Annotated in this window: 17 protein-coding genes and 1 riboswitch; of the genes, 10 read left to right on the top strand and 7 right to left on the bottom strand. The window is 63.5% G+C overall.

The annotated features are described in order from the left end of the window. Nucleotides 1–65 precede the first annotated feature (65 nt). Both Q0030_RS39670 and Q0030_RS39665 read right to left on the bottom strand, forming a co-directional pair. Nucleotides 66–1115: a hypothetical protein gene (locus Q0030_RS39670; RefSeq protein WP_298380324.1), complete on the bottom strand. Its 1050-nt coding sequence runs from the start codon at nt 1113–1115 to the stop codon at nt 66–68. A gap of 161 nt (nt 1116–1276) precedes the next feature. Beyond that, nucleotides 1277–2383 (bottom strand): 2'-deoxycytidine 5'-triphosphate deaminase, encoded by a 1107-nt coding sequence (locus Q0030_RS39665; protein WP_298380322.1) that lies wholly within the window; start codon nt 2381–2383, stop codon nt 1277–1279. Between the two features lie 133 nt (nt 2384–2516). Further along, a riboswitch (SAM riboswitch) is annotated at nt 2517–2596 on the top strand. A 76-nt stretch (nt 2597–2672) separates the two neighbouring features. On the opposite strand from Q0030_RS39665, the gene Q0030_RS39660 reads away from it, so the two are divergent. Then, entirely contained in the window at nt 2673–3881 is a 1209-nt protein-coding gene (locus tag Q0030_RS39660) for an O-succinylhomoserine sulfhydrylase (protein WP_298380319.1), read from the top strand. Nucleotides 3882–4018: 137 nt separating this feature from the next. Here Q0030_RS39660 and Q0030_RS39655 read toward each other — a convergent pair whose 3' ends face one another. The 5 genes from Q0030_RS39655 to Q0030_RS39635 all read right to left on the bottom strand — a co-directional run bounded on the left by Q0030_RS39655 (nt 4019) and on the right by Q0030_RS39635 (nt 11489). Further along, the gene (locus Q0030_RS39655; protein WP_298380317.1) at nt 4019–4792 is read right to left on the bottom strand and encodes an SDR family oxidoreductase; all 774 of its coding nucleotides are present in this window, start codon (nt 4790–4792) and stop codon (nt 4019–4021) included. Between the two features lie 109 nt (nt 4793–4901). After that, nucleotides 4902–6047 (bottom strand): pimeloyl-CoA dehydrogenase small subunit, encoded by a 1146-nt coding sequence (pimD, locus tag Q0030_RS39650; protein WP_298380314.1) that lies wholly within the window; start codon nt 6045–6047, stop codon nt 4902–4904. A gap of 84 nt (nt 6048–6131) precedes the next feature. After that, a complete protein-coding gene (pimC, locus tag Q0030_RS39645; RefSeq protein ID WP_092119442.1) occupies nt 6132–7322 on the bottom strand; it encodes a pimeloyl-CoA dehydrogenase large subunit in 1191 nt (396 codons plus the stop codon). Between the two features lie 185 nt (nt 7323–7507). Next, the gene (gene pimA / locus Q0030_RS39640; protein ID WP_298380310.1) at nt 7508–9193 is read right to left on the bottom strand and encodes a dicarboxylate--CoA ligase PimA; all 1686 of its coding nucleotides are present in this window, start codon (nt 9191–9193) and stop codon (nt 7508–7510) included. 199 nt (nt 9194–9392) lie between these two features. Further along, nucleotides 9393–11489, bottom strand: coding sequence for a 3-hydroxyacyl-CoA dehydrogenase NAD-binding domain-containing protein (locus tag Q0030_RS39635; protein ID WP_298380307.1), 2097 nt, complete (start codon nt 11487–11489; stop codon nt 9393–9395). 170 nt (nt 11490–11659) lie between these two features. Here Q0030_RS39635 and Q0030_RS39630 point away from each other — a divergent pair, with 170 nt between their 5' ends. From Q0030_RS39630 to Q0030_RS39590, 9 genes are all read left to right on the top strand, one after another. Continuing rightward, entirely contained in the window at nt 11660–12526 is an 867-nt protein-coding gene (locus tag Q0030_RS39630) for an IclR family transcriptional regulator (RefSeq protein WP_298380304.1), read from the top strand. 69 nt (nt 12527–12595) lie between these two features. After that, a complete protein-coding gene (locus tag Q0030_RS39625) occupies nt 12596–13393 on the top strand; it encodes an ABC transporter ATP-binding protein (RefSeq protein WP_095731499.1) in 798 nt (265 codons plus the stop codon). Then, nucleotides 13390–14103, top strand: coding sequence for an ABC transporter ATP-binding protein (locus Q0030_RS39620; protein ID WP_050426335.1), 714 nt, complete (start codon nt 13390–13392; stop codon nt 14101–14103). Before Q0030_RS39625 ends, Q0030_RS39620 begins: the two co-directional genes overlap by 4 nt. A 12-nt stretch (nt 14104–14115) precedes the next feature. Beyond that, nucleotides 14116–14994 carry a branched-chain amino acid ABC transporter permease gene (locus Q0030_RS39615; RefSeq protein ID WP_163160471.1) on the top strand — a complete coding sequence of 293 codons (879 nt, stop codon included), beginning with the start codon at nt 14116–14118 and terminating at the stop codon, nt 14992–14994. 2 nt (nt 14995–14996) lie between these two features. Beyond that, nucleotides 14997–16019 carry a branched-chain amino acid ABC transporter permease gene (locus Q0030_RS39610; RefSeq protein WP_298380289.1) on the top strand — a complete coding sequence of 341 codons (1023 nt, stop codon included), beginning with the start codon at nt 14997–14999 and terminating at the stop codon, nt 16017–16019. Between the two features lie 28 nt (nt 16020–16047). Continuing rightward, nucleotides 16048–17277, top strand: coding sequence for an ABC transporter substrate-binding protein (locus Q0030_RS39605; RefSeq protein WP_298380287.1), 1230 nt, complete (start codon nt 16048–16050; stop codon nt 17275–17277). A 118-nt stretch (nt 17278–17395) separates the two neighbouring features. Further along, nucleotides 17396–18622 (top strand): ABC transporter substrate-binding protein, encoded by a 1227-nt coding sequence (locus tag Q0030_RS39600; RefSeq protein ID WP_298380284.1) that lies wholly within the window; start codon nt 17396–17398, stop codon nt 18620–18622. Between the two features lie 227 nt (nt 18623–18849). Continuing rightward, complete coding sequence (locus Q0030_RS39595) at nt 18850–20079, top strand: ABC transporter substrate-binding protein (protein ID WP_298380281.1); 1230 nt, start codon at nt 18850–18852, stop codon at nt 20077–20079. 161 nt (nt 20080–20240) lie between these two features. Next, nucleotides 20241–20671 (top strand): ABC transporter substrate-binding protein (locus tag Q0030_RS39590; protein ID WP_298380279.1); only part of this gene is annotated, 431 nt, incomplete at its 3' end.

The following is a 20671-nucleotide window of genomic DNA, read 5'->3' as shown; positions in this document are numbered from 1 at the left end:
ACCCCACCTCGGTTCGCATTTCATGCGAACCGATCCTCCCCCTCCAGGGGAGGATGACGTCTGGTCTAGCCGATCGACCAGACGAACGGCGCGCCGGCGGCGCTGTTCGGCTTCAGATGCACCGGAATATGCCGTCCGCAGCCGGCCGCCAGCCCTTCGAACAAGCCTGTCAGGACGCTGGCGCAGGCCGGGTGATAATCGGCCACGTCGGCCATCAGCTTCCAGCCCTGCTGGCGGATCTCGAACTGGCCCTCGGACTCGCTGATCTCAGCGACATCATCCTGCGACTCGAAGAGCACGCGCAGGAATGCGGCAAATTCCGTGGCACGGCCACGGCCGCCGCCGAGCGCCTGCGCAACCTCGTCGAAATACTGCATGCCAATCAGCTTGCCGGTGAGATGCAGCAGATAGCTCGCATCCTCGGGCCCGAACACCTGCACGATGACCGGCGCTGCCGTCTTCACATATTCCATCGCGTAGTTGCGATAGGCCTTTTCCAGCCGTGGTTTCGGCCAGCTGTCGACCGGCAATGCCGGCGCGGTTCTGGAATCGAACAGCGGCGCCTCGAGGTGGCGCGCGAACACCAGGCGCTGGTCGAGTTCGAGCGGATGATCGTATTCGCAGTAATAGCCCTCGAGCCCGTCCTGGCCGTCGACGCTTTGCTTGGTGCAGACGAAGCCGAGCCTGAGATCGCCGAGCGCGACACCGTTGTTGGCGTGCCAGCCGCGCAGCATCGCGCGCGAGACCTCGCCGGGCACGCCGCAGATCGCCGTGCCCTTCCAGATCCAGCGCGGCGGCGGATAGCGGATCCAAGCCTTGCGGTCGGTCTCGTACATGTATTCGACATGCACGCCGCCGATCCAGTTGGAGAGATAGTGATACTGCGCGGCCGCGACCGCAGGCGGCAGGCCGTCGAGGCCGAGCTTCTTCAAGCCGGGCAGGAAGCGCTCCTGCTGCTGGCGGCGAAACACGCGGAAGACGAACTCGGCGGCGTCGGCCGTGCCGCGCCGCGTCACCACGGTGAGGATCAGCCCGGTGAAGAAGGCGTGATAGAGATCGGCGACGCTGCGCCACCTTCGCCACTGCGCTTCGCGCGCGTCCTGCTCTCCGGTCATGTTTGCTCCCTGGCTCTTGTTGGCGAGGTCGAGCTCGCATACGCAATCGTAGCCCGGATGCAGCGAAGCGCAATCCGGGGCCGCTCAATCCGCGTATGCACCGTCCCGGATTTCGCTAGCGCTTCATCCGGGCTACGGAATTACACGCGCGCGAAACGGAATTACACGCGAAAATGCTTGGAGAGCTTCAGGCCCTGCGCCTGGTAGTTCGAGCCGATGCGCTGGCCATAGAGCGCGTCGGGGCGCTCGAGCATGCGTTCATAGACGAGGCGGCCGACGATCTGGCCATGCTCGAGAATGAACGGCACCTCGCGCGAGCGCACTTCCAGCACGGCGCGCGCGCCCTTGCCGCCGGCGCCAGCATAGCCGAAGCCGGGATCGAAGAAGCCGGCATAGTGGACGCGGAATTCGCCGACCAGCGGATCGAACGGCACCATCTCCGCGGCGTAGTCCGGCGGCACCTGCACGGCCTCTTTCGACGCCAGGATGTAGAACTCGCCGGGATCGAGAATGAGGCTGCCGTCGGGCCGCGCCTTGATCGGCTCCCAGAATTCCTCGACCGAATAGCCGCCGCGGCGATCGACATCGACAACGCCGGTGTGGCGCTTGGCACGATAGCCGACGAAGCCGCCCGAGTTCTCGCCGGAGAGATCGACCGAGAGCGCGACGCCATGGGTGAGATCGGCATTGTCGGCATCGACCAGCCGCTCGGCGGCATGCAGCGCGTCGAGCTCGTCGGCGGTCAAGGTCGCCTCGCCGATCCGGAAGCGGACCTGGCTGAGCCGCGAGCCCTCGCGCAGCAGCACCGGAAACGTCTTCGGGCTGATCTCGGCATAGAGCGGGCCGTGATAGCCGGCGCCGATCATGTCGAAGCGGCGGGTGCCGTCGGCGATCACGCGGGTGAAGACGTCGAGCCGTCCGGTCGAGCTCTTCGGGTTGGCCGCGGCCACGATCTCCGGCGGCAGCGCCAGGCTTTCCAGCAGCGGCACGATGTAGACGCAATTGGTCTCCAGCACCGCGCCGTCAGACAAATCGATCTCGTGCAGCTTCAGCTGGTCGATCCGCTCCGCGACGGTGGCATCGGGCCCCGGCAGGAAGCTGGCGCGGACGCGGTAGGCGATGTCACCGAGGCGGAGATCGAGGCTCGCCGGCTGGATCTGGCTCTCGACGAAGTCGTAGGCGGGCAGGATGAGGCCCGCCTCCGCCATCTCCGCGATCATGCGGTCGGGCAAGATTCCGTTGGCTTCATCTTCCAGCGTGAACGACACGTCGCGGTCCCTCGGCGATCCCTCGAGATGGCCCAAAATCATACTCTGAGCGGCCACCAAGTCCCAAATTATGGGCTTTTACGGGTTATCCGATGACCGTCTTGACGGAAAGGGCGCGAGGGAATATCAGCTGCACTTATCCCGTGGTGATTTGAGCCGGCCGGCTTGCAGCCACGTTAAATAAGTCGCTAAACAGGCCGGGGACAGTGTGATCCCGGCTTGTGGAGGTTTCTCCAGGCCGGTTTTTTTGTGGCCAGTTTCCGAGGGAAATGGCCACTTCGGAGGTCACATGTCTGAACCCAAGTCTTCTGAATCCAAGTCTACTGCCCACCTTCGTCCCGAAACCCGCCTCGTCCATGGCGGCACGCTCCGCTCGCAGTTCGGGGAGACGTCGGAAGGGCTGTTTCTTACCCAGGGCTATGTCTACGACACCGCCGAGCAATGCGAGGCGCGCTTCAAGGGCCAGGATCCCGGCTTCATCTATTCGCGCTATTCCAACCCGACCATTGCGATGTTCGAGCGCCGCATGATCGAGCTCGAGGGCGCGGAAGCCGCGCGCTCGACCGCGACCGGCATGGCCGCGGTGACCACCGCGATCCTCGCGCCGCTGAAGGCCGGCGACCACGTGGTGGCGTCGAAGGCCCTGTTCGGCTCGTGCCTCTACGTCGTGCAGGACCTGCTGCCGCGCTACGGCATCGAGACGACGCTGGTCGACGGCCTCGATCTCGACCAGTGGCAGCGCGCATTGCGGCCGAACACCAAGACCTTCTTCCTGGAGAGCCCGACCAATCCGACGCTCGACGTGCTCGACATTGGCGCGATCGCCAAGATCGCGCATAGCGGCGGAGCACGGCTGATCGTCGACAATGTGTTCGCGACGCCGATCTGGCAGAGCCCGCTGTCGCTTGGCGCGGACGTCGTGGTCTACTCCGCGACCAAGCATATCGACGGCCAGGGCCGCTGCCTCGGCGGCGTTATCCTGTCGTCGGAAGCCTTCATCGCCGAGCACATCCACAATTTCATGCGCCAGACCGGCCCGTCGCTGTCGCCGTTCAACGCCTGGGTGCTGTTGAAGGGGCTGGAGACGCTCGGCATCCGGGTCCGCGCCCAGACCGAGAACGCGGCCAAGATCGCCGAGGCGCTGGCCAACCATCCGAAGATCACGCGGCTGGTCTATCCGGGCCGCCCCGATCATCCGCAGGCCGCGACGGTGAAGAAGCAGATGGGCGCCGGCTCGACGCTGGTCGGCTTCGAGGTGAAGGACGGCAAGGCCGGCGCCTTCCGCTGCCTCAATGCGCTGAAGATCTCGCGCATCTCCAACAATCTCGGCGATGCCAAGAGCCTGGTCACGCATCCCGCGACCACGACGCATCAGCGCCTGGCGCCGGAGGCCCGCGCCGAGCTCGGCATCAGCGAAGGTTTTATTCGCTTCTCGGCAGGGCTCGAGCACCCCGACGATCTGATCGAGGATTTTGAGCGCGCGCTGGAGCAGGTTTGAGGCTGACCCGCAAGACTCGTCATGGCCGGGCTTGTCCCGGCCATCCACGTCTTGCTCGCAGCAACCGCCAAAGACGTGGATGCCCGGCACAAGGCCGGGCATGACGATTCCTTGGTGTGCTTTTGTAAAGCGATTCGTTACGCCGCAGCCGTCGTCACGCCGCCATCGACCACGATGGTCTGGCCGGTCATGAAGGTCGAGGCATCGGAGGCGAGATAGGCCACCGCGCCCGCGATCTCGTCGGGCTCGCCGATACGGCGGAGCGGCGTCGATGCGGTGCGGCGCTTCAGATTGTCCGGATCCTCCCACAGCGCGCGGGCGAAATCGGTCTTCACCAGGCCCGGCGCCACGCAATTGACCCGCACGCCTTTCGGGCCCCATTCACCAGCAAGGCTGCGGCACAGCGCAAAGTCGGCCGCCTTGGAGATGCCGTAGGCGCCAATCACCGTCGAGCCGCGCAGACCGCCGATCGAGGAGATGATCACGACCGAGCCCTTGCCGCGTTCGGCCATCTGCGGGATCGCCAGCGCGGAGAGCCAGATGTTGCTCTTGACGTTCGAGCCCATGATCTTGTCGAAGGCCTCGTCCGTGATGTCGAGCAGCGGGCCGTAATAGGGATTCACCGCAGCGTTGCAGACCAGGATGTCGATCTTGCCGTAGTGCTTCATCGTGCCGGAGATCAGACCCTCGACCTCCGCGCGGCGCGCGATGTTGCAGGGGATGACGAGCGCGTCACCGCCGGCCTTCTTGATGCCGTCAGCGACCTCCTGGCAGGCGTCCGCCTTGCGCGAGGAGATCACGACCTTGGCGCCGAGTTTTGCGAGCAGTTCGGCCGAGGAGCGGCCGATGCCGCGGCTCGAGCCGGTGACGACCGCGACCTGGCCGGTGAGATCGAACGGGGTGTTTTTCATTGTTGTTGTTTCCCTGACTTCTATCAGAACTCGTCATGCGCGGGCTTGACCCGCGCATCCATCTTTTCAAGAAGCGATGGGTTGCCGGGTCAGGCCCGGCAACGACATCTCAAGCCAACAGCCCACCGCCTTCGCTGACGCGACGGAGGTGGTAGTCGGTATCGCCGAGCGTGTTCTCGATCATGGTCAGCCGCTTGAAGTAGTGGCCGATCTTGGCTTCCATGGTCATGCCGATGCCGCCATGAAGCTGGATCGACTGCTGGCCGACGAACTTCAAGGACTTGCCGACCTGCACCTTGGCGGCCGCGACCGCGGACGAACGCTCCTTGGCATCGCTGAAGTCCGACGCCATGGTCGCGAACATCGACATGCTGCGGGCCTGCTCCAGTGCCACGAACATGTCGGCGGCGCGGTGCTGCAGGCTCTGGAACGAGCCGATCGCAACGCCGAACTGCTTGCGGGTCTTGATGTACTCGACGGTCTCCTTCAGCGATTCATCCATCGCGCCGACGGCTTCCGCGCACAGCGCAATGCGGGCTTCGTCCGCCACGCGCTCGATCAAGGGCAGGCCGTTTTCGGGATCGCCGATCGCAGCGTCCGCACCGACCTCGACATTGGTGAAGGTGATGTCGGCCGCGTGCAGGCCGTCCTGGGTCGGATAGCCCTTCTTGGTGACGCCCTTGGCGTCCGCCGGAACCAGGAACACGCCGATGCCGGTCTTGTCGCGCTGGCCGCCCTTGGTGCGCGCGGTGACGATCAGCGTGTCGGCGTTCTCGCCGTTCAGCACGACGAACTTCTCGCCGTCGATCACCCAGCCACTGCCCTTCTTCTTCGCCGTGGTCACGACGTCGAACAGGTCGTAGCGCGAGTTCTTCTCGAGCTGCGCGAAGCCGAAGGTCTTGCTGCCGTCGATGATGCCGGGGATGTACTTGGCCTTCTGCTCGGCCGAGCCGCCATGGCGCAGGAAGCCGCCGGCGACCACGACGGTGGCGAGATAGGGCTCGACCACCAGTGACTTGCCGAGCGCTTCCATCACGATCATGGTCTCGACCGCGCCGGCGCCGAAGCCGCCGTCGGTCTCGGCGAAGGGCAGACCAAGCAGGCCCTGCTCGGCGAGCTTGCCCCAGAGCGCTTTGCTCCAGCCGCCCTTCTCCTTCATGTACTTCTTGCGCGCATCGAAGTCGTAGGCATCCGCCAGCAACCCGTCGACGCTTTCCTTGAGAAGCCGCTGCTCCTCGGACAGATCAAAATCCATGTTCGTTTCCTTAAACTGAAAGTCGTTACCGAAACCGGGACCTCGTCACCTCTCCCCGCCGCAAGCGCGGGGAGAGGGAGAGAATCAAAGCCCCAGCACCGCCTTGCTGATGATGTTGCGCTGGATCTCGTTGGAGCCGCCGTAGATCGAAACCTTGCGGTTGTTGAAGTAGCTCGGCGCGATCTGCGCGGTCCAATCCATGCTCTCGTTCGAGCCGGCATCGCCGTGCTCGTCGTAGGGCGCGGCGAACGGGCCGATGATCTCCATCAGCAGCTCGGTGGTGGTCTGCTGGATTTCCGAGCCCTTGATCTTGAGCACCGAGGAAGCCGGGTTGGGCTTGCCCTTGCCGTGCTTGCCTTCGTCGGCGACGACACGGAGCTGGGTCAGCTCGAGCGCCTTCAGCTCGATCTCGCAGGCCGTGAGCTTCTCGCGGAACGCCGGATCCTCGATGACAGGACGGCCGCCGGACTCGACCTTGGAGGCCAGCGCGCGGATGCGGCGCAGCCGCTCCTTCGAGACGCCGACCCGGGCGATGCCGGTACGCTCATTGCCGAGCAGGAATTTGGCGTAGTCCCAGCCCTTGTTCTCCTCGCCGATCAGGTTCTCGACAGGCACCTCGACGTCGTCGAAGAACACTTCGTTGACCTCGTGGCCGCCGTCGATGGTCTGGATCGGGCGCACGGTGACGCCCTTCGACTTCATGCTGAACACGATGAAGGAGATGCCCATCTGCTTCTTCGCGTTGTTGTCGGTGCGGCAGAGGCAGAAGATCATGTCGGCGTGCTGGGCGAGCGTGGTCCAGGTCTTCTGGCCGTTGATGATCCATTTGTCGCCACGGCGCTCGGCCTTGGTCTTCAGCGACGCAAGGTCTGAACCCGAGCCCGGCTCCGAGAAGCCCTGGCACCACCAGTCGTCGACATTGGCGATGCGCGGCAGATATTCCTTCTTCTGCTTCTCGTTGCCGAAAGTGTAGATGACCGGGCCGACCATGCTGACGCCGAACGCGAGCGGCTGCGGCGCGGGATAGGACTGCAGCTCTTCGTTGAAGATGTAGTGCTGCACGGTGGTCCAGCCGGTGCCGCCATATTCCTTCGGCCAGTGGGTGACGCCCCAGCCCTTCTTGTTGAGGATGCGCCACCAGGTGACCATCTCGTCCTTCGACAGATGGCGGCCTTCCTGCAGCTTGCGCCGTGTATCCGGCGGCACGTTGTTCTTGAAGAACTCCCGTACCTCCTCGCGAAACGCTATCTCTTCCTTGGTGAAAGCGAGATCCATCGGATCCTCCTTTTGAAGTTCAACTTCCTCGTGATTCTCGATGTCGTCCCGGCGAACGCCGGGACCCATAACCACCGGCCGTCGGGATTGGCAAAGCCGGCTGCCGCTTGTGCCTCTTGCATAGGCCGCGGCGTATGGGTCCCGGCTTTCGCCGGGACGACGGATTCATTGCACCATGTCGTCCATCATGAGCGCGATCCTGATGCGGTTTGTTGCGTGGTTTGAGATGTCTTCGGCTGCTGCTGGCGCAATTCGTGACGCGACAGCTTGCCGACCGGGGTGCGCGGCAGTTCGTCGACGAACTCGACCGCCGCCGGCAGTTCATGCTTGCCGACCTTGCCGGTGAGGAACGCGCGCAGCTCGTCGATCGAGAACACTTTCTCGCCGTCGCGCAGCTTGATGAAGGCCTTTGCCGCCTCGCCGCGGTAGTCGTCGGGAATGCCGATCACGATCACCTCCTGCACGGCGGGATGCGTGTAGATCGCCTGCTCGATCATCTGCGGATAGACGTTGAAGCCACCGGAGATGATCATGTCCTTCTTGCGGTCGACCAGATAGAAATAGCCGTCGGCGTCCATGTAGCCGATGTCGCCGGTCAGGAAGCGATCACCGACGAAGGCCTCCGCGGTCTCCGCCGGCCTGTTCCAGTAGCCCTTGGTGACGTTCGGGCCACGGATGCGGATTTCGCCGACCTCGCCGACCGGCATCACCTTGGTGGAATCCTCCAGCGATACCACGTCCATCTCGATGCCGGGCAGCATCAGCCCGATCGAGCCCGGCTTCTCCGGTCCTTCCTTGGGATGGCCGGTGCCGGGCGAGCAGGTCTCGGTCATGCCCCAGCCGCTCTTCAGCTTCATGCCGACGCGGCGCTCGAAGATCTTGGCGACTTCAACCGGCAGCGGCGCGCCGCCGGAGCCGGCGACCACGAGCGAGGACAGATCGCGCTTGTCGAGATCGGGCAGCGAGGCGATCGCGATCCACATCGTCGGCACGCCCGGAAACACCGTCGCGCGCTTGACCTCGATGTCGCGCATCACGGCCTCGACGTCGAAGCGCTGATGCAGCGAGATCAGATGGCCGCGCCGGATCACCGACAGCAGCACGACGGTCAGCGCGTAGATGTGGAACAGCGGCAGCACGCAGATGACGCGCTCGACCGCGTTGCGTTCGAGCCGCCCGGGCTTGCCCCAGACGTCGTAGATCGACACCGCCGCGGTGAGATTGCCGTGGCTGAGCATGGCGCCCTTCGGCAGGCCGGTGGTGCCGCCGGTATATTGCAGCAGCGCGACGTCCTCGACGTCGACGGCGGGCCATTGCGACGGCTTGACGGCGCCGTCGATGAACTGCCGGTGGGTGATGATCGCGGGATTGTCAGGCAATGCCGTCTGCGGCGTACCGGCCTTGCCCCAATGGTCGTCCTCGCAAACGATCAGGCGGTCGAGCAGACCCTTGGCGAGGAATTTCAGCGCGGTCGGCAACAGCGCCGACAGGTTGCTGGTGACCAGCACGCGGGCGCCGGAATCGGAGAGCTTGTGCGACAGCGCGATCTCGCCGTCGAGCGGCGACAGATGCACGACGCGAGCGCCGGCCTTCAGCGCGCCGAAGAAGTTGATCGGGTGATCGGGCGAGTTGCCGAGAAACAGCGCGACCGAGGTGCCCTTGCCATAACCGGCCCGCATGAAGGCGGCCGCAGCGGTCTCGACCAGCGCCTCAAGCTCGCTGTAGCTGATCTGCCGGTCGCGGAACTCGAGCAGCGGACGCGCGCCGAACTCGGCGGCGGCATTCGAGAGCAGGTCCGGCAGCGTGCCGCGCGTGATCTCGTCGCTCCACTGCACGCCCTTGGGATAATATCGTTCGCCGGGATAGGTCATGGAAACGTTCAACACCTGTTAGGTGAACACCAGCGTGTGGGCTCCCCTCCCCCTTGTGGGGTCGAGACGAGCGAAGCTCGCTCTTAGGGGTTGGGGAAGGGGGTTCACACGGGCAATCCGATGCGGCAACCCCTCTCCCTAACCCTCTCCCACAAGGGGAGAGGGAACCCGAACACCGAGCCAGTGGCGCCAAGTAAGATCACGCCGCCTTCGACGCTGCGGCGAGCGAGGCGAAGGTCTTGCCTTCGTCGGCGAGCTTCTTGAGCAGCGGCGCCGGCTCGAGCGAGGGATCGTTGGTCTCCTTGGCGTAGAAGGCCAGGCGATCGGCGATGTGCTTGAGGCCCACGGTGTCGGCCCAGAACATCGGGCCGCCGCGATAGATCGGCCAGCCATAGCCATAGAGCCAGACCACGTCGATATCAGACGGACGCGCCGCGATGCCCTCGGCGAGGATCTTCGCGCCTTCGTTGATCATCGGGTACATCATGCGCTCGAGGATCTCGTCATCGCTGACGACGCGCTTCTTGCGGCCGAGGCGCGCCAGCGTCTCGTCGATCAGCTTCTCGACCTCCGGATCGGGCAGCGCCGCGCGCGAGCCCTGCTCGTACTTGTAGTAGCCCTTGCCGGTCTTCTGGCCGAAACGGCCGGCTTCGCACAGCGCGTCCGCGATCTCCGACTTGATGCCGCGGTCCTTGCGCGAGCGCCAGCCGATATCGAGGCCGGCGAGATCGCCCATCGCGAACGGGCCCATCGGCATGCCGAACTTGGTGACGACAGCGTCGACCTGCTGCGGCAGCGCGCCTTCGAACAGCAGCTTCTCGGACTGCTTGCCGCGCTGCGCCAGCATGCGGTTGCCGACGAAGCCGTCGCAGACGCCGACCACCGCCGGCACCTTGGCGATCTTGCGCGCGATCGAGACGGCGGTGACCAGCGCATCCGGCGCGGTCTTGTCGGCACGCACGATCTCGCACAGCTTCATGACATTGGCCGGCGAGAAGAAGTGCATGCCGAGCACATCCTGCGGACGCTTGGTCGACTGCGCGATCTCGTCGATGTTGAGGTAGGAGGTGTTGGAGGCCAGCACGGCGCCCGGCTTGGCATACTGATCGAGCTTGCCGAACACTTCCTTCTTGACCGCCATGGTCTCGAACACCGCCTCGATCACGAGATCGGCGTCGCCGATGTTCTCGATGCCGACGACGCCGTTGATCAGCGCCATGCGCTTGGCGGGCGCGTCCGCCGGGATGCCGCCGCGCGCGGCGGTCGCCTCGTAGTTCTTCTGCATGATGCCCAAGCCGCGCTTGAGCTGCTCCTCGCCGGTCTCGATCAGGGTGACCGGGATGCCGGCATTGGCGAACGACATCGCAATGCCGCCGCCCATGGTGCCGGCACCGAGGATGGCGACGCGCGCCACGTTGCGGCCCTTGGTGCCCTCGGGAACACCGGAGATCTTGGCGGCTTCGCGCTCGGCGAAGAACGCGTAGCGCTGCGCCTTGGACTGTTCGCCGTTCATCAGCTTGAGGAAGCCCTCGCGCTCCTTCTTCAGGCCTTCGTCGAACGGCAGGTCGATCGCGGCGCCGACAGCGTCGGCGGCTGCGAACGGCGCCTCGAGGCCGCGCGACTTCTTGGTCAGCGCAGCAACCGCATTGGTGAAGATCGAGCGGTCGGCCTTGGCCGCCGCGAGTTTGCTGTCGTCATCGCGCAGCTTGCGCAGCGGACGCTTCTCGGCGACCACCTTGCGCGCAAATGCCTCACCGCCCGACGCCGGACCCTCGACGATCTCCTCGATCAGGCCGGCTTTCAGTGCCGCATCCGCGCTGATCGGATCACCACCGACGATCATCTTGACCGCAAGCTCGGGACCGACCGCACGCGGCAGGCGCTGGGTGCCGCCGGCGCCCGGCAGCAGGCCGAGCTTCACCTCGGGCAGACCGAGCTTGGCGTCCCTGGTGGCGACGCGATAGTGGCAGGCCAGCGCGACCTCGAGGCCGCCGCCGAGCGCGGTGCCGTGGATCGCGGCAACGATCGGCTTCGGCGAGCTCTCCATCAGGCTCAGCACCTCGGCGAGGCCGGGCGGCTTCGGCGGCTTGCCGAATTCGGTGATGTCGGCGCCGGCGATGAAGGTGCGGCCGGCGCAGGTCAGCACGATGCCCTGGACCTGCGCATCATCGATCGCGCTCTTGATGCAATCGAAGATGCCGCCGCGCACGGCCGCGCTCAGCGCGTTCACTGGCGGACTGTTAACCGTGACGACGGCAATGTTGTCATGACGTTCGAGCTTGACGACTTCACTCACCGGGACTCTCCCTGGATGCTTGTTCTTGAACTTGTGTTGAGTAGCTGCCCGACTTGCGTTGAGCCGCTACGATTAGACCAATTTCGCACTGCGAAATTTAATTCCACATCTTGACACGGAGGGTTATTTTGAAGCACGAGCCTTGTCAACGAGCATGACAAGGGCAGGGAATGAAGCGCGCCAGCAAGAAAGCAGCGACCGATCGCAATTTCGTCGTCGCGCTTTCCCGCGGACTGGATGTCCTGCGTGCATTTCAACCCAATGACGGGCTGCTCGGCAATCAGGAGATTGCAGCCCGCACCAAGTTACCGAAGCCAACCATTTCCCGGCTGACCTACACGCTGACCAAGCTGGGATACCTTACACCTGTACCGAAATTCGAAAAGTATCAGCTCGCACCGTCGGCGATGGCGCTCGGCTATGCCGCGCTGGCCAATCTCGGCGTTCGGCATTTGTCCGAGCCGTATCGAGAAGAAGTGATGCGCGCGACCGGCGGTGCCGTCGCTGTCGGCGGCCGCGACCGTCACAGCATGATCTATTTCGGCCAGAGCCGGAACGGCCTGGCGCTCGGCGTGCAGCTCGACGTCGGCTCGCGGGTGCCGATCGCAACCACCGCGATGGGACGTGCCTATATTTGGGCATTGCCACCCGAAGAGCGTGCGGCTCTACTACGCGAGCTGCGGGATCACTATGGCAGCCGCTGGGCCAAGATGCGCGACGGCATCGAGCGCTCCGGCGAGACGGTGGCGAAGCACGGTTTCACCATGTCTACCGGTGACTGGCAGAACGACGTCGCCGCGGTTGGCGTTGCATTGAGACTGAACGACGGAACCGGTCCTTACGCCTTCAATTGCGGCGCGCCGGCATTCCGCTTCACGGAAGATAGATTACTCAACGACATTGGACCTCGCCTTGTCGCGATGGTAAGGAACATCGAGCAGGCGCTCGGTGGAATAGCGCCGCAATCCAAAAAAGAACAAAGCAAAAAGTCTAGAGTAGGAGGGAAAGTTGCACGTTTGGCAGAGGGGATCAGATAGCCTCCATCGCGTCCGGCGAGATCCATCGCAGGGCTGCTCGCACCGCTCAGAGATGGCGGGCGAGACGAGATGACGCAGGCACAGCTCGCGCAGGGGAATGATCCCCTGCTCGCGGTTCGCGACGTCAGCGTCGTGTTCGGCGGCATCATCGCATTGAATGGCGTGTCGTTCGACATGCGCCATGGGCAGATCCTCGGCCTGATCGGACCGAACGGCGCCGGCAAGACGACGCTGTTCAATTGCCTGTCGCGGCTCTACCAGCCGTCGTCCGGCGATATCCTGATGGAAGGCAAGAGCATCCTGTCGCGGCCGCCGCACCGGATCGCCGAGATCGGCATCGGCCGCACCTTCCAGAACGTCGCGCTGTTTCCCAATCTGTCCGTGATCGACAATGTGCGCGTCGGCGCGCATGCGCGCACCTCGAGCGACATCGTCAGCGACTCGCTGCGCCTCGCCTGGGTTCGCCGCGGCGAAAACGACATGAACAAGAAGGTGCACGACATCCTCGGCTATCTCGATCTCGAGGATGTCGCCCACACCGTGGTTTCGGGACTTCCCTTCGGCACCCAGAAGCGCGTCGAACTGGCGCGCGCCCTGGCCGCGGATCCGAAGATCCTGCTGCTCGACGAGCCGGCCGGCGGCCTCAATCACGAGGAAGTCTACGTACTCGGCGACCTGATCCGAAAAATCCGCGACGACCGTAAAATTACGGTGTTGCTGGTCGAGCATCACATGGGTCTCGTGATGTCGATCGCCGACCACGTCGTCGCGCTCAATTTCGGCCGCAAGCTGGCCGAAGGCACGCCGGCCCAGGTCCAGGCCGACCCCGACGTCATCAAGGCCTATCTGGGGAGCAAGGACCAATGACAGCGATGCTCAACGTCAAGGACCTGCGCGCCTATTACGGTCAGGTCCAGGCCCTGCACGGCCTCTCCTTCTCGCTCAACGAGGGTTCGCTGACCACCCTGCTCGGCGCCAACGGCGCCGGCAAGACCACCACGCTGCGGGCGATCTGCAACATGGTGCGCTCGACCGGCGCGATCGAGTTCGAGGGCAAGCCGATCGGCACCCGTTCCACCGAAAACGTGGTCCGCCTCGGCATCGCCCATGTGCCGCAGGGCCGCGGCACCTTCACCAACATGACGGTGGAGGAGAATCTGCAGCTCGGGGCCATCAGCCGCTCCGACAAGGGCGCGATCGGTTCCGACATCGAGCGGATGTACGAACATTTCCCGGTGCTGAAGCAGCGCTACACCCAGCAGGCCGGCACGCTGTCGGGCGGCGAGCAGCAGATGCTCGCGGTGGCGCGCGCGCTGATGCTGCGGCCGCGCCTGATGCTGCTCGACGAGCCGTCATTCGGCCTCGCGCCGCTGATCGTGCGCGACCTGTTCCGCATCCTCGGCAAGATCAATCGCGAGGAAAAGGTGACCATTCTGGTGGTCGAGCAGAACGCGCAGCTCGCGCTCGAACTCGCCGACCAGGCCTATGTGATCGAAACCGGACGGATCGTGATGTCGGGCAATGCCAAGGACATCGCGAACAACGAAGACGTCCGCAAATCCTATCTCGGCTACTGAGGAGCTGGCACAATGGAGCTTTTTGCCAACCAGGTCCTGGCCGGCATCGCCACGGGCGCGATCTATGCCTGCATGGCGCTCGCGGTCGTGATGATCTACCAGGCCATCGACCACCTGAATTTCGCCCAGGGCGAAATGGCGATGTTCTCGACCTTCGTGTCCTGGCAGCTGATGCAATGGGGCGTGCCATATTGGGGCGCCTTCGTGCTCACCGTCGCCTTTTCGTTTGCCGCCGGCATCGTCATCGAGCGGTTACTGTTCAAGCCGCTGGCCAAGGCCCCGATCCTGACCAATGTCGCCGGCTTCATCGCGCTGTATGCGATCATCAACTCGGTCGCCGGCCTGATCTGGGACTTCACCATCAAGCAGTATCCGACGCCGTTCGGCTCCTCGCCGTTCCTCGGGAGCCAGCTGATCTCGACCCACCAGGCCGGCATGATCGGCATCACGCTGTTGATGCTGGCCCTGCTGTTCTTCTTCTTCCGCTTCACCAGGGTCGGCCTTGCGATGCGGGCGGCCGCCTCGCTGCCTGAATCGGCCCGGCTGGTCGGCATCAATACCTCCTGGATGATCGCGCTGGGCTGGGGCATGGCGTCGGCGATCGGCTCGATCGCCGGCATGATGATCGCCCCCGTGGTGTTCCTCGAGCCGAACATGATGCTCGGCGTGCTGATCTACGGATTCGCCGCGGCCGTGCTCGGCGGCCTGACCTCGCCGTTCGGCGCCGTGATGGGCGGCTTCCTGGTCGGCATCTTCGAGAACCTCGTCGGCACCTACATTCCCGGCGTCGGCAATGAACTGAAACTTCCGATCGCGCTCGCGCTGATCATCGTTGTCCTGGTCGTGAAACCGGCAGGCCTGTTCGGCCGCGCCATCGTCAAGCGAGTTTGATCATGAGCGCCGCTGAAGAAGTCGAAGTCGTCACCGAAGGCCAGGCCGTCGAGGCCGTGCCAAAGCGCGCCATGACGCTGGGCTATGGCACCTCGCTGGTCGTGCTTGCCGCGCTGATCCTGATCCCGCTGTTCGTGAAGAACTTCATCATCTTCCAGATGACGATGCTTCTGATCTACGCGCTTGCGGTGATGGCGCTCAACATCCTGACCGGCGGAAGCGGCCAGTTCTCGCTCGGCCAGAGCGCGTTCTACGCCGTCGGCGCCTATACGTCGGCGATCCTGATGGAGCATGCGGGCATGAACTATGCCCTGACGCTGCCGATCGCCGGCATCGTCTGCTTCGGCTTCGGCTTCCTGTTCGGCCAGCCGGCGCTGCGGCTCAGCGGCGTCTATCTGGCGCTCGCGACCTTTGCGCTCGCCACCGCAATGCCGCAGCTGCTCAAGCTCGGCTATTTCGAGCACTGGACCGGCGGCGTGCAGGGCCTCGTGGTCACCAAGCCGGATGCACCGTTCGGTCTGCCGCTGTCGCAGGACATGTGGCTCTACTACTTCACCCTGGCGGTCTCGATCGGAATCTACATCGCCTCGGTGAACCTGCTGCGCTCGCGCTCCGGCCGCGCCTTCATGGCGATCCGCGACAACGAGATCGCGGCTTCCGCGATGGGCGTCGACGTCGCGCTGTACAAGACGCTGGCGTTCGGCGTCTCGGCCGGCATCACCGGCGTTGCCGGCGGTCTCGGCGCCATCGCGGTGCAGTTCGTGGCGCCCGACGGCTACACCATCCAGCTCGCGATCTCGCTGTTCCTCGGCATGGTGGTCGGCGGTGTCGGCTGGCTGCCCGGCTCGATCGTCGGAAGCGCCTTCATCATCTTTGTGCCCAACATGGCGGAGAGCATCTCCAAGGGCCTCTCCGGCGCGGTGTTCGGCGTGCTGCTGTTCCTCGTCATCTTCCTCGTGCCGCACGGCGCCAGGCAGGTTGCGATCGTTGCCCAGCAGCTGGCCGCAAAGTTCAAGAAGAACTAAAGCCTATAGAAGCAAACCAGGAGATATTATGCTTTCTACCGTTCGGATCGCCGCGATTTCCGCGGCGATCGTCGCTTTTGCCGCGACGTCCACTGCCGCATTCGCCCAGAAGAAATACGATACCGGCGCAAGCGATACCGAGATCAAGGTCGGCAACATCATCCCCTATTCGGGACCAGCCTCCGCCTACGGCGTGATCGGCAAGACCGAAGAAGCCTACTTCAAGATGATCAACGACCGCGGCGGCATCAACGGCCGCAAGGTCAATTTCGTCAGCTATGACGACGCCTATTCGCCGCCGAAGGCGGTCGAGCAGGTGCGCAAGCTTGTCGAGAGCGACGAAGTGCTGCTGGTCTTCAATCCGCTCGGCACGCCGTCCAACACCGCGATCCAGAAATACCTGAATTCCAAGAAGATCCCGCAGCTGTTCGTCGCCACCGGCGCCACCAAGTGGAACGACCCGAAGAACTTCCCGTGGACCATGGGCTGGCAGCCGAGCTACCAGAGCGAAGCGCAGATCTACGCCAAGTGGCTGATGAAGGAGAAGCCCGACGCCAAGGTCGCGATCCTCTATCAGAACGACGACTTCGGCAAAGACTACCTGAAGGGCACCAAGGACGGCTTTGGCGCCAAGGCAGCCTCCAGCATCATCATGGAGGAGAGCTATGAGGTGTCCGAGCCGTCGATCGACGGCCACATCGTCAAGATCAAGGCCGCCAATCCGGACGTGCTGCTGATCTACACCACGCCGAAGTTCGGCGCGCAGACCATCAAGAAGACCGCCGAGCTCGGCTGGAAGCCGCTGCAGATCATCACCAACGTGTCGGCCTCGGTCGGCAGCGTGATGCAGCCGGCCGGCTTCGACAACGCCCAGGGCGTGCTGTCGGCGGCCTATGCCAAGGACGGCGCCGACTCGCAGTGGAATAACGACCCCGGCATGAAGAAGTGGTCGGAGTTTCTCGACAAGTACATGCCCGGCGCCGACAAGACCGACGGCGGCTATGTCTACGGCTATGGTGCCGCGCAGACGCTCGCCAAGGTGCTGGAAATGTGCGGCGACGACCTTACCCGCGCCAACGTCATGAAGCAGGCGGCGAGCCTGAAGGACTTTACGCCGGACACCCTGCTGCCCGGCGTCAAGATCAACACCTCGGCCACCGACTTCGCCCCGATCGCCCAGCTGCAGATGCAGCGCTTCAAGGGTCAGAAGTGGGAACTGTTCGGTGACATCATTTCCGGCGACGTCCCCTCTGAGTGACGCTGCACTGCGGGAATAAAACAACAGCCTCCGCGATAACAGTCGCGGGGGCTTTTTGTTGACGCCCCGCGCCGATCGTATTGAATACTGCAAACTAAGAACTCGAGGTGGGGAAACCATGACAGCCGCACGTCCGTCCCTGACGGCGCTCTTGTTCGCATTGGCTCTGATCCTGACGAGTTGCAATGTCGCGCTGGCGCAGAAGAAGTACGACACCGGGGCCAGCGACACCGAGATCAAGATCGGCAACACCGCGCCCTACAGCGGCCCCGCCTCGGCCTATGGCGTGATCGGCAGGACCGAGGCGGCCTACTTCAAGATGATCAACCAGTCCGGCGGCATCCACGGCCGCAAGATCACGTTCATCTCCTATGACGACAACTACTCGCCGGCCAAGACGGTGGAGCAAGCCCGCAAGCTGGTTGAGGACGACGAGGTCCTGCTGGTGTTCGGCTCGATCGGTACAGCAACCAACGCTTCGATCCGGAAGTACATGAACGAGAAGCAGGTGCCGCAACTATTCGTCGGTTCCGGCGGCTCCAAGTGGAACGACCCCAAGAACTATCCCTGGACCATGGGCTGGCAGCCGTCCTACCAGGACGAAGCGCGGGTCTACGCAAAATACATCATGAAGCACAAACCCGACGCCAAGGTTGCCGTGCTTTACCAGAACGACGATTTCGGCAAGGACTACCTCAAGGGCCTGAAGGACGCTTTCGGCGACAAGGCCTCGATGATCGTCGCCGAAGAGGCTTACGAGACGTCGGAGCCTGCGATCGACAATCACATCGTCAAGCTGAAAGCCGCCGGCGCCGATACCTTCATCAGCATCACGTCACCGAAATTCGCGGCGCAGGCGATCAAGAAGGCTGCCGAAATCGCGTGGACGCCGTTGCAATTCGTCGCCAATGTCTCCGCCTCGGTCGGCGGCGTCATGCAGCCGGCCGGCTTCGAGAACGCGCAGGGCATCCTGTCGGCGTCCTATCTCAAGGACGGCGCCGATCCGCAATGGGACAAGGATCCCGGCATGGAGAAGTTTCTTGCCTTCCTCAAGAAGGATTATCCCGACGCCAACAAGCTCGACGGCGCCACCTCCTACGGTTACGCCGCTGCACAGACCATGGCGCAGGTGCTCGAGATGTGCGGTGACGACCTCACCCGCGCCAACATCATGAAGCAGGCCGCGAGCCTGAAGGATTATGTCCCCGGCACGCTGCTGCCGGGCATCAGCATCAACACCTCGGCCACCGACTTCGCGCCGATCAAGCAGCTACAGCTGATGCGGTTCAAGGGCGAGAAGTGGGAGCTGTTCGGCGACATCATCTCGAGCGGGCTCAGCAACTAGGACGACGCACGATCTCCATCGTAAACGCTTCGCGTGTGTTGCGAAGCATTTGTGCGGCACCGGCTTTCCTCGCAACACGTTCGACTAAATGACGCCCTCCGCGGCAGCGCCGCGGGGGGCTTTCTGTTGCTGGCACCTGACGAAAGGTATTCAATGCCGATAGGAGCCGCAAAGTGCTCCCACTCCAAAAATCGTGACACATTCACCGTGATCCAAGGGAGATCAAAATGCCTGCTATCCGTTTGCGGTTGGGGGCCATTTCGGCTGCCCTCGCATTGCTCGCGGCGACCGCGAGCCCCTCCGCCGCGCAGAAGAAATACGACATCGGTGCCTCCGACAGCGAAATCAAGATCGGCAACATCATGCCCTACAGCGGAGCGGCTTCCGCCTATGGGGTGATCGGCAAGACCGAGGAGGCCTATTTCCGCAAGATCAATGCCGAGGGTGGCATCAACGGCCGCAAGATCACCTTCATCAGCTATGACGACGCCTACACACCACCGAAGACCGTCGAGCAGGCGCGCAAGCTCGTCGAGAGCGACGAGGTGCTGCTGATCTTCAATTCGCTCGGCACGCCGCCGAACTCGGCGATCCAGAAATACATGAACCAGAAGAAGGTGCCGCAGCTGTTCGTCGCCACCGGCGCCACCAAGTGGAATGACCCGAGGGAATTTCCCTGGACGATGGGCTGGCAGCCCAACTACCAGAGCGAGTCCATCATTTACGCAAAGTACATCCTGAAGAACAAGCCGGACGCCAAGATCGCGGTGCTCTACCAGAACGATGATTACGGCAAGGACTATCTGAAGGGATTCAAGGACGGGCTCGGCAGCAAGGCAGCGTCCATGATCGTCGCCGAGGACAGCTACGAGGTGACGGAGCCGACCATCGACTCCCACATTGTCAGGCTCAAGGCCACCGGCGCCGACGTGTTCTTCAACATCACGACGCCGAAATTCGCGGCGCAGGCGATCAAGAAGAACAACGAGCTCGGCTGGAAGCCGCTGCATTTCCTCAACAACGTCTCCTCGTCGATCGGCAGCGTGATCAAGCCGGCGGGCTTCGAGAACGCCCAGGACATCATCTCGTCGCAATACCTGAAGGATCCGACTGATCCGCAGTGGAAGACCGACAAGGCAATGATCGCCTGGAACGAATTCCTGGATAAGTACTATCCGGAAGCCAACCGCGCCGACGCGTCCGTGATGTACGCCTACATCGTCAGCCAGGGCCTGGTGCACGTGTTGAAGGCCTGCGGCGACAACCTGACCCGCGAGAACGTCATGAAGCAGGCCGCCAGCATACGCGATTACGAACCCGGCGGACTGTTGCCGGGTATCAAGGTCAACACCTCGGCGACCGACTTCGCGCCGCTTTCGCAACTGCAACTGATGCGGTTCAAGGGCGAGACCTGGGAGCGCTTTGGTGACATTTTGAGCGGCGACGTCGGCGGTTAACGCGGAATTGTCGACTAAAGACGAGAGCCCCTGCGGCGTTGTCGCAGGGGCTTTTCATTGAGGCGGGCCGCCTGAAATGCTAATCATTGCAGCCAAATAACAGAGCCCTCGAAGCAACAGGGCCGCGACACATTCGTCTGACAACAGGGAGAGAGACATAGATGTCCGCTACCAAAAAACTTGCGGTCTTCGGGGCCGCGCTCGCGCTCGTCGCGACATCCGGCAGCGCTGCGCTTGCCCAGAAGAAATACGACACCGGCGCCAGCGACACGGAGATCAAGATCGGCAACATCATGCCCTACAGCGGACCGGCCTCCGCCTACGGCATCATCGGCCGCACCGAAGCCGCCTATTTCAAGAAGATCAACGACGCCGGCGGCATCAACGGCCGCAAGATCAACTTCATCTCCTATGATGACGCCTACTCGCCGCCGAAAGCCGTGGAGCAGGCCCGCAAGCTGGTCGAAAGCGACGAGGTGCTGCTGGTCTTCAACTCGCTCGGCACGCCGTCGAACTCGGCGATCCAGAAATACATGAACTCCAAGAAGGTGCCGCAGCTGTTCGTCGCCACCGGCGCCACCAAGTGGAACGA

Source organism: uncultured Bradyrhizobium sp. (assembly GCF_947648125.1).
Classification (GTDB): Bacteria; Pseudomonadota; Alphaproteobacteria; order Rhizobiales; family Xanthobacteraceae; genus Bradyrhizobium.
The sequence above is the reverse complement of the archived record's forward strand: the minus strand, read 5'-3'. Positions and strand labels throughout refer to the sequence as shown.

What these genes read in the sequence shown, in the direction of transcription:
- Q0030_RS39595 (WP_298380281.1), top strand. Translation starts at nt 18,850, where the DNA reads ATGCCTGCTATCCGTTTGCGGTTGGGGGCCATTTCGGCTGCCCTCGCA.
- Q0030_RS39605 (WP_298380287.1), top strand. Translation starts at nt 16,048, where the DNA reads ATGCTTTCTACCGTTCGGATCGCCGCGATTTCCGCGGCGATCGTCGCT.
- Q0030_RS39610 (WP_298380289.1), top strand. Translation starts at nt 14,997, where the DNA reads ATGAGCGCCGCTGAAGAAGTCGAAGTCGTCACCGAAGGCCAGGCCGTC.
- pimA (WP_298380310.1), bottom strand. Translation starts at nt 9,193, where the DNA reads ATGACCTATCCCGGCGAACGATATTATCCCAAGGGCGTGCAGTGGAGC.
- Q0030_RS39660 (WP_298380319.1), top strand. Translation starts at nt 2,673, where the DNA reads ATGTCTGAACCCAAGTCTTCTGAATCCAAGTCTACTGCCCACCTTCGT.
- Q0030_RS39655 (WP_298380317.1), bottom strand. Translation starts at nt 4,792, where the DNA reads ATGAAAAACACCCCGTTCGATCTCACCGGCCAGGTCGCGGTCGTCACC.
- Q0030_RS39615 (WP_163160471.1), top strand. Translation starts at nt 14,116, where the DNA reads ATGGAGCTTTTTGCCAACCAGGTCCTGGCCGGCATCGCCACGGGCGCG.
- Q0030_RS39630 (WP_298380304.1), top strand. Translation starts at nt 11,660, where the DNA reads ATGAAGCGCGCCAGCAAGAAAGCAGCGACCGATCGCAATTTCGTCGTC.
- Q0030_RS39620 (WP_050426335.1), top strand. Translation starts at nt 13,390, where the DNA reads ATGACAGCGATGCTCAACGTCAAGGACCTGCGCGCCTATTACGGTCAG.
- pimD (WP_298380314.1), bottom strand. Translation starts at nt 6,047, where the DNA reads ATGGATTTTGATCTGTCCGAGGAGCAGCGGCTTCTCAAGGAAAGCGTC.
- Q0030_RS39670 (WP_298380324.1), bottom strand. Translation starts at nt 1,115, where the DNA reads ATGACCGGAGAGCAGGACGCGCGCGAAGCGCAGTGGCGAAGGTGGCGC.
- pimC (WP_092119442.1), bottom strand. Translation starts at nt 7,322, where the DNA reads ATGGATCTCGCTTTCACCAAGGAAGAGATAGCGTTTCGCGAGGAGGTA.
- Q0030_RS39625 (WP_095731499.1), top strand. Translation starts at nt 12,596, where the DNA reads ATGACGCAGGCACAGCTCGCGCAGGGGAATGATCCCCTGCTCGCGGTT.
- Q0030_RS39600 (WP_298380284.1), top strand. Translation starts at nt 17,396, where the DNA reads ATGACAGCCGCACGTCCGTCCCTGACGGCGCTCTTGTTCGCATTGGCT.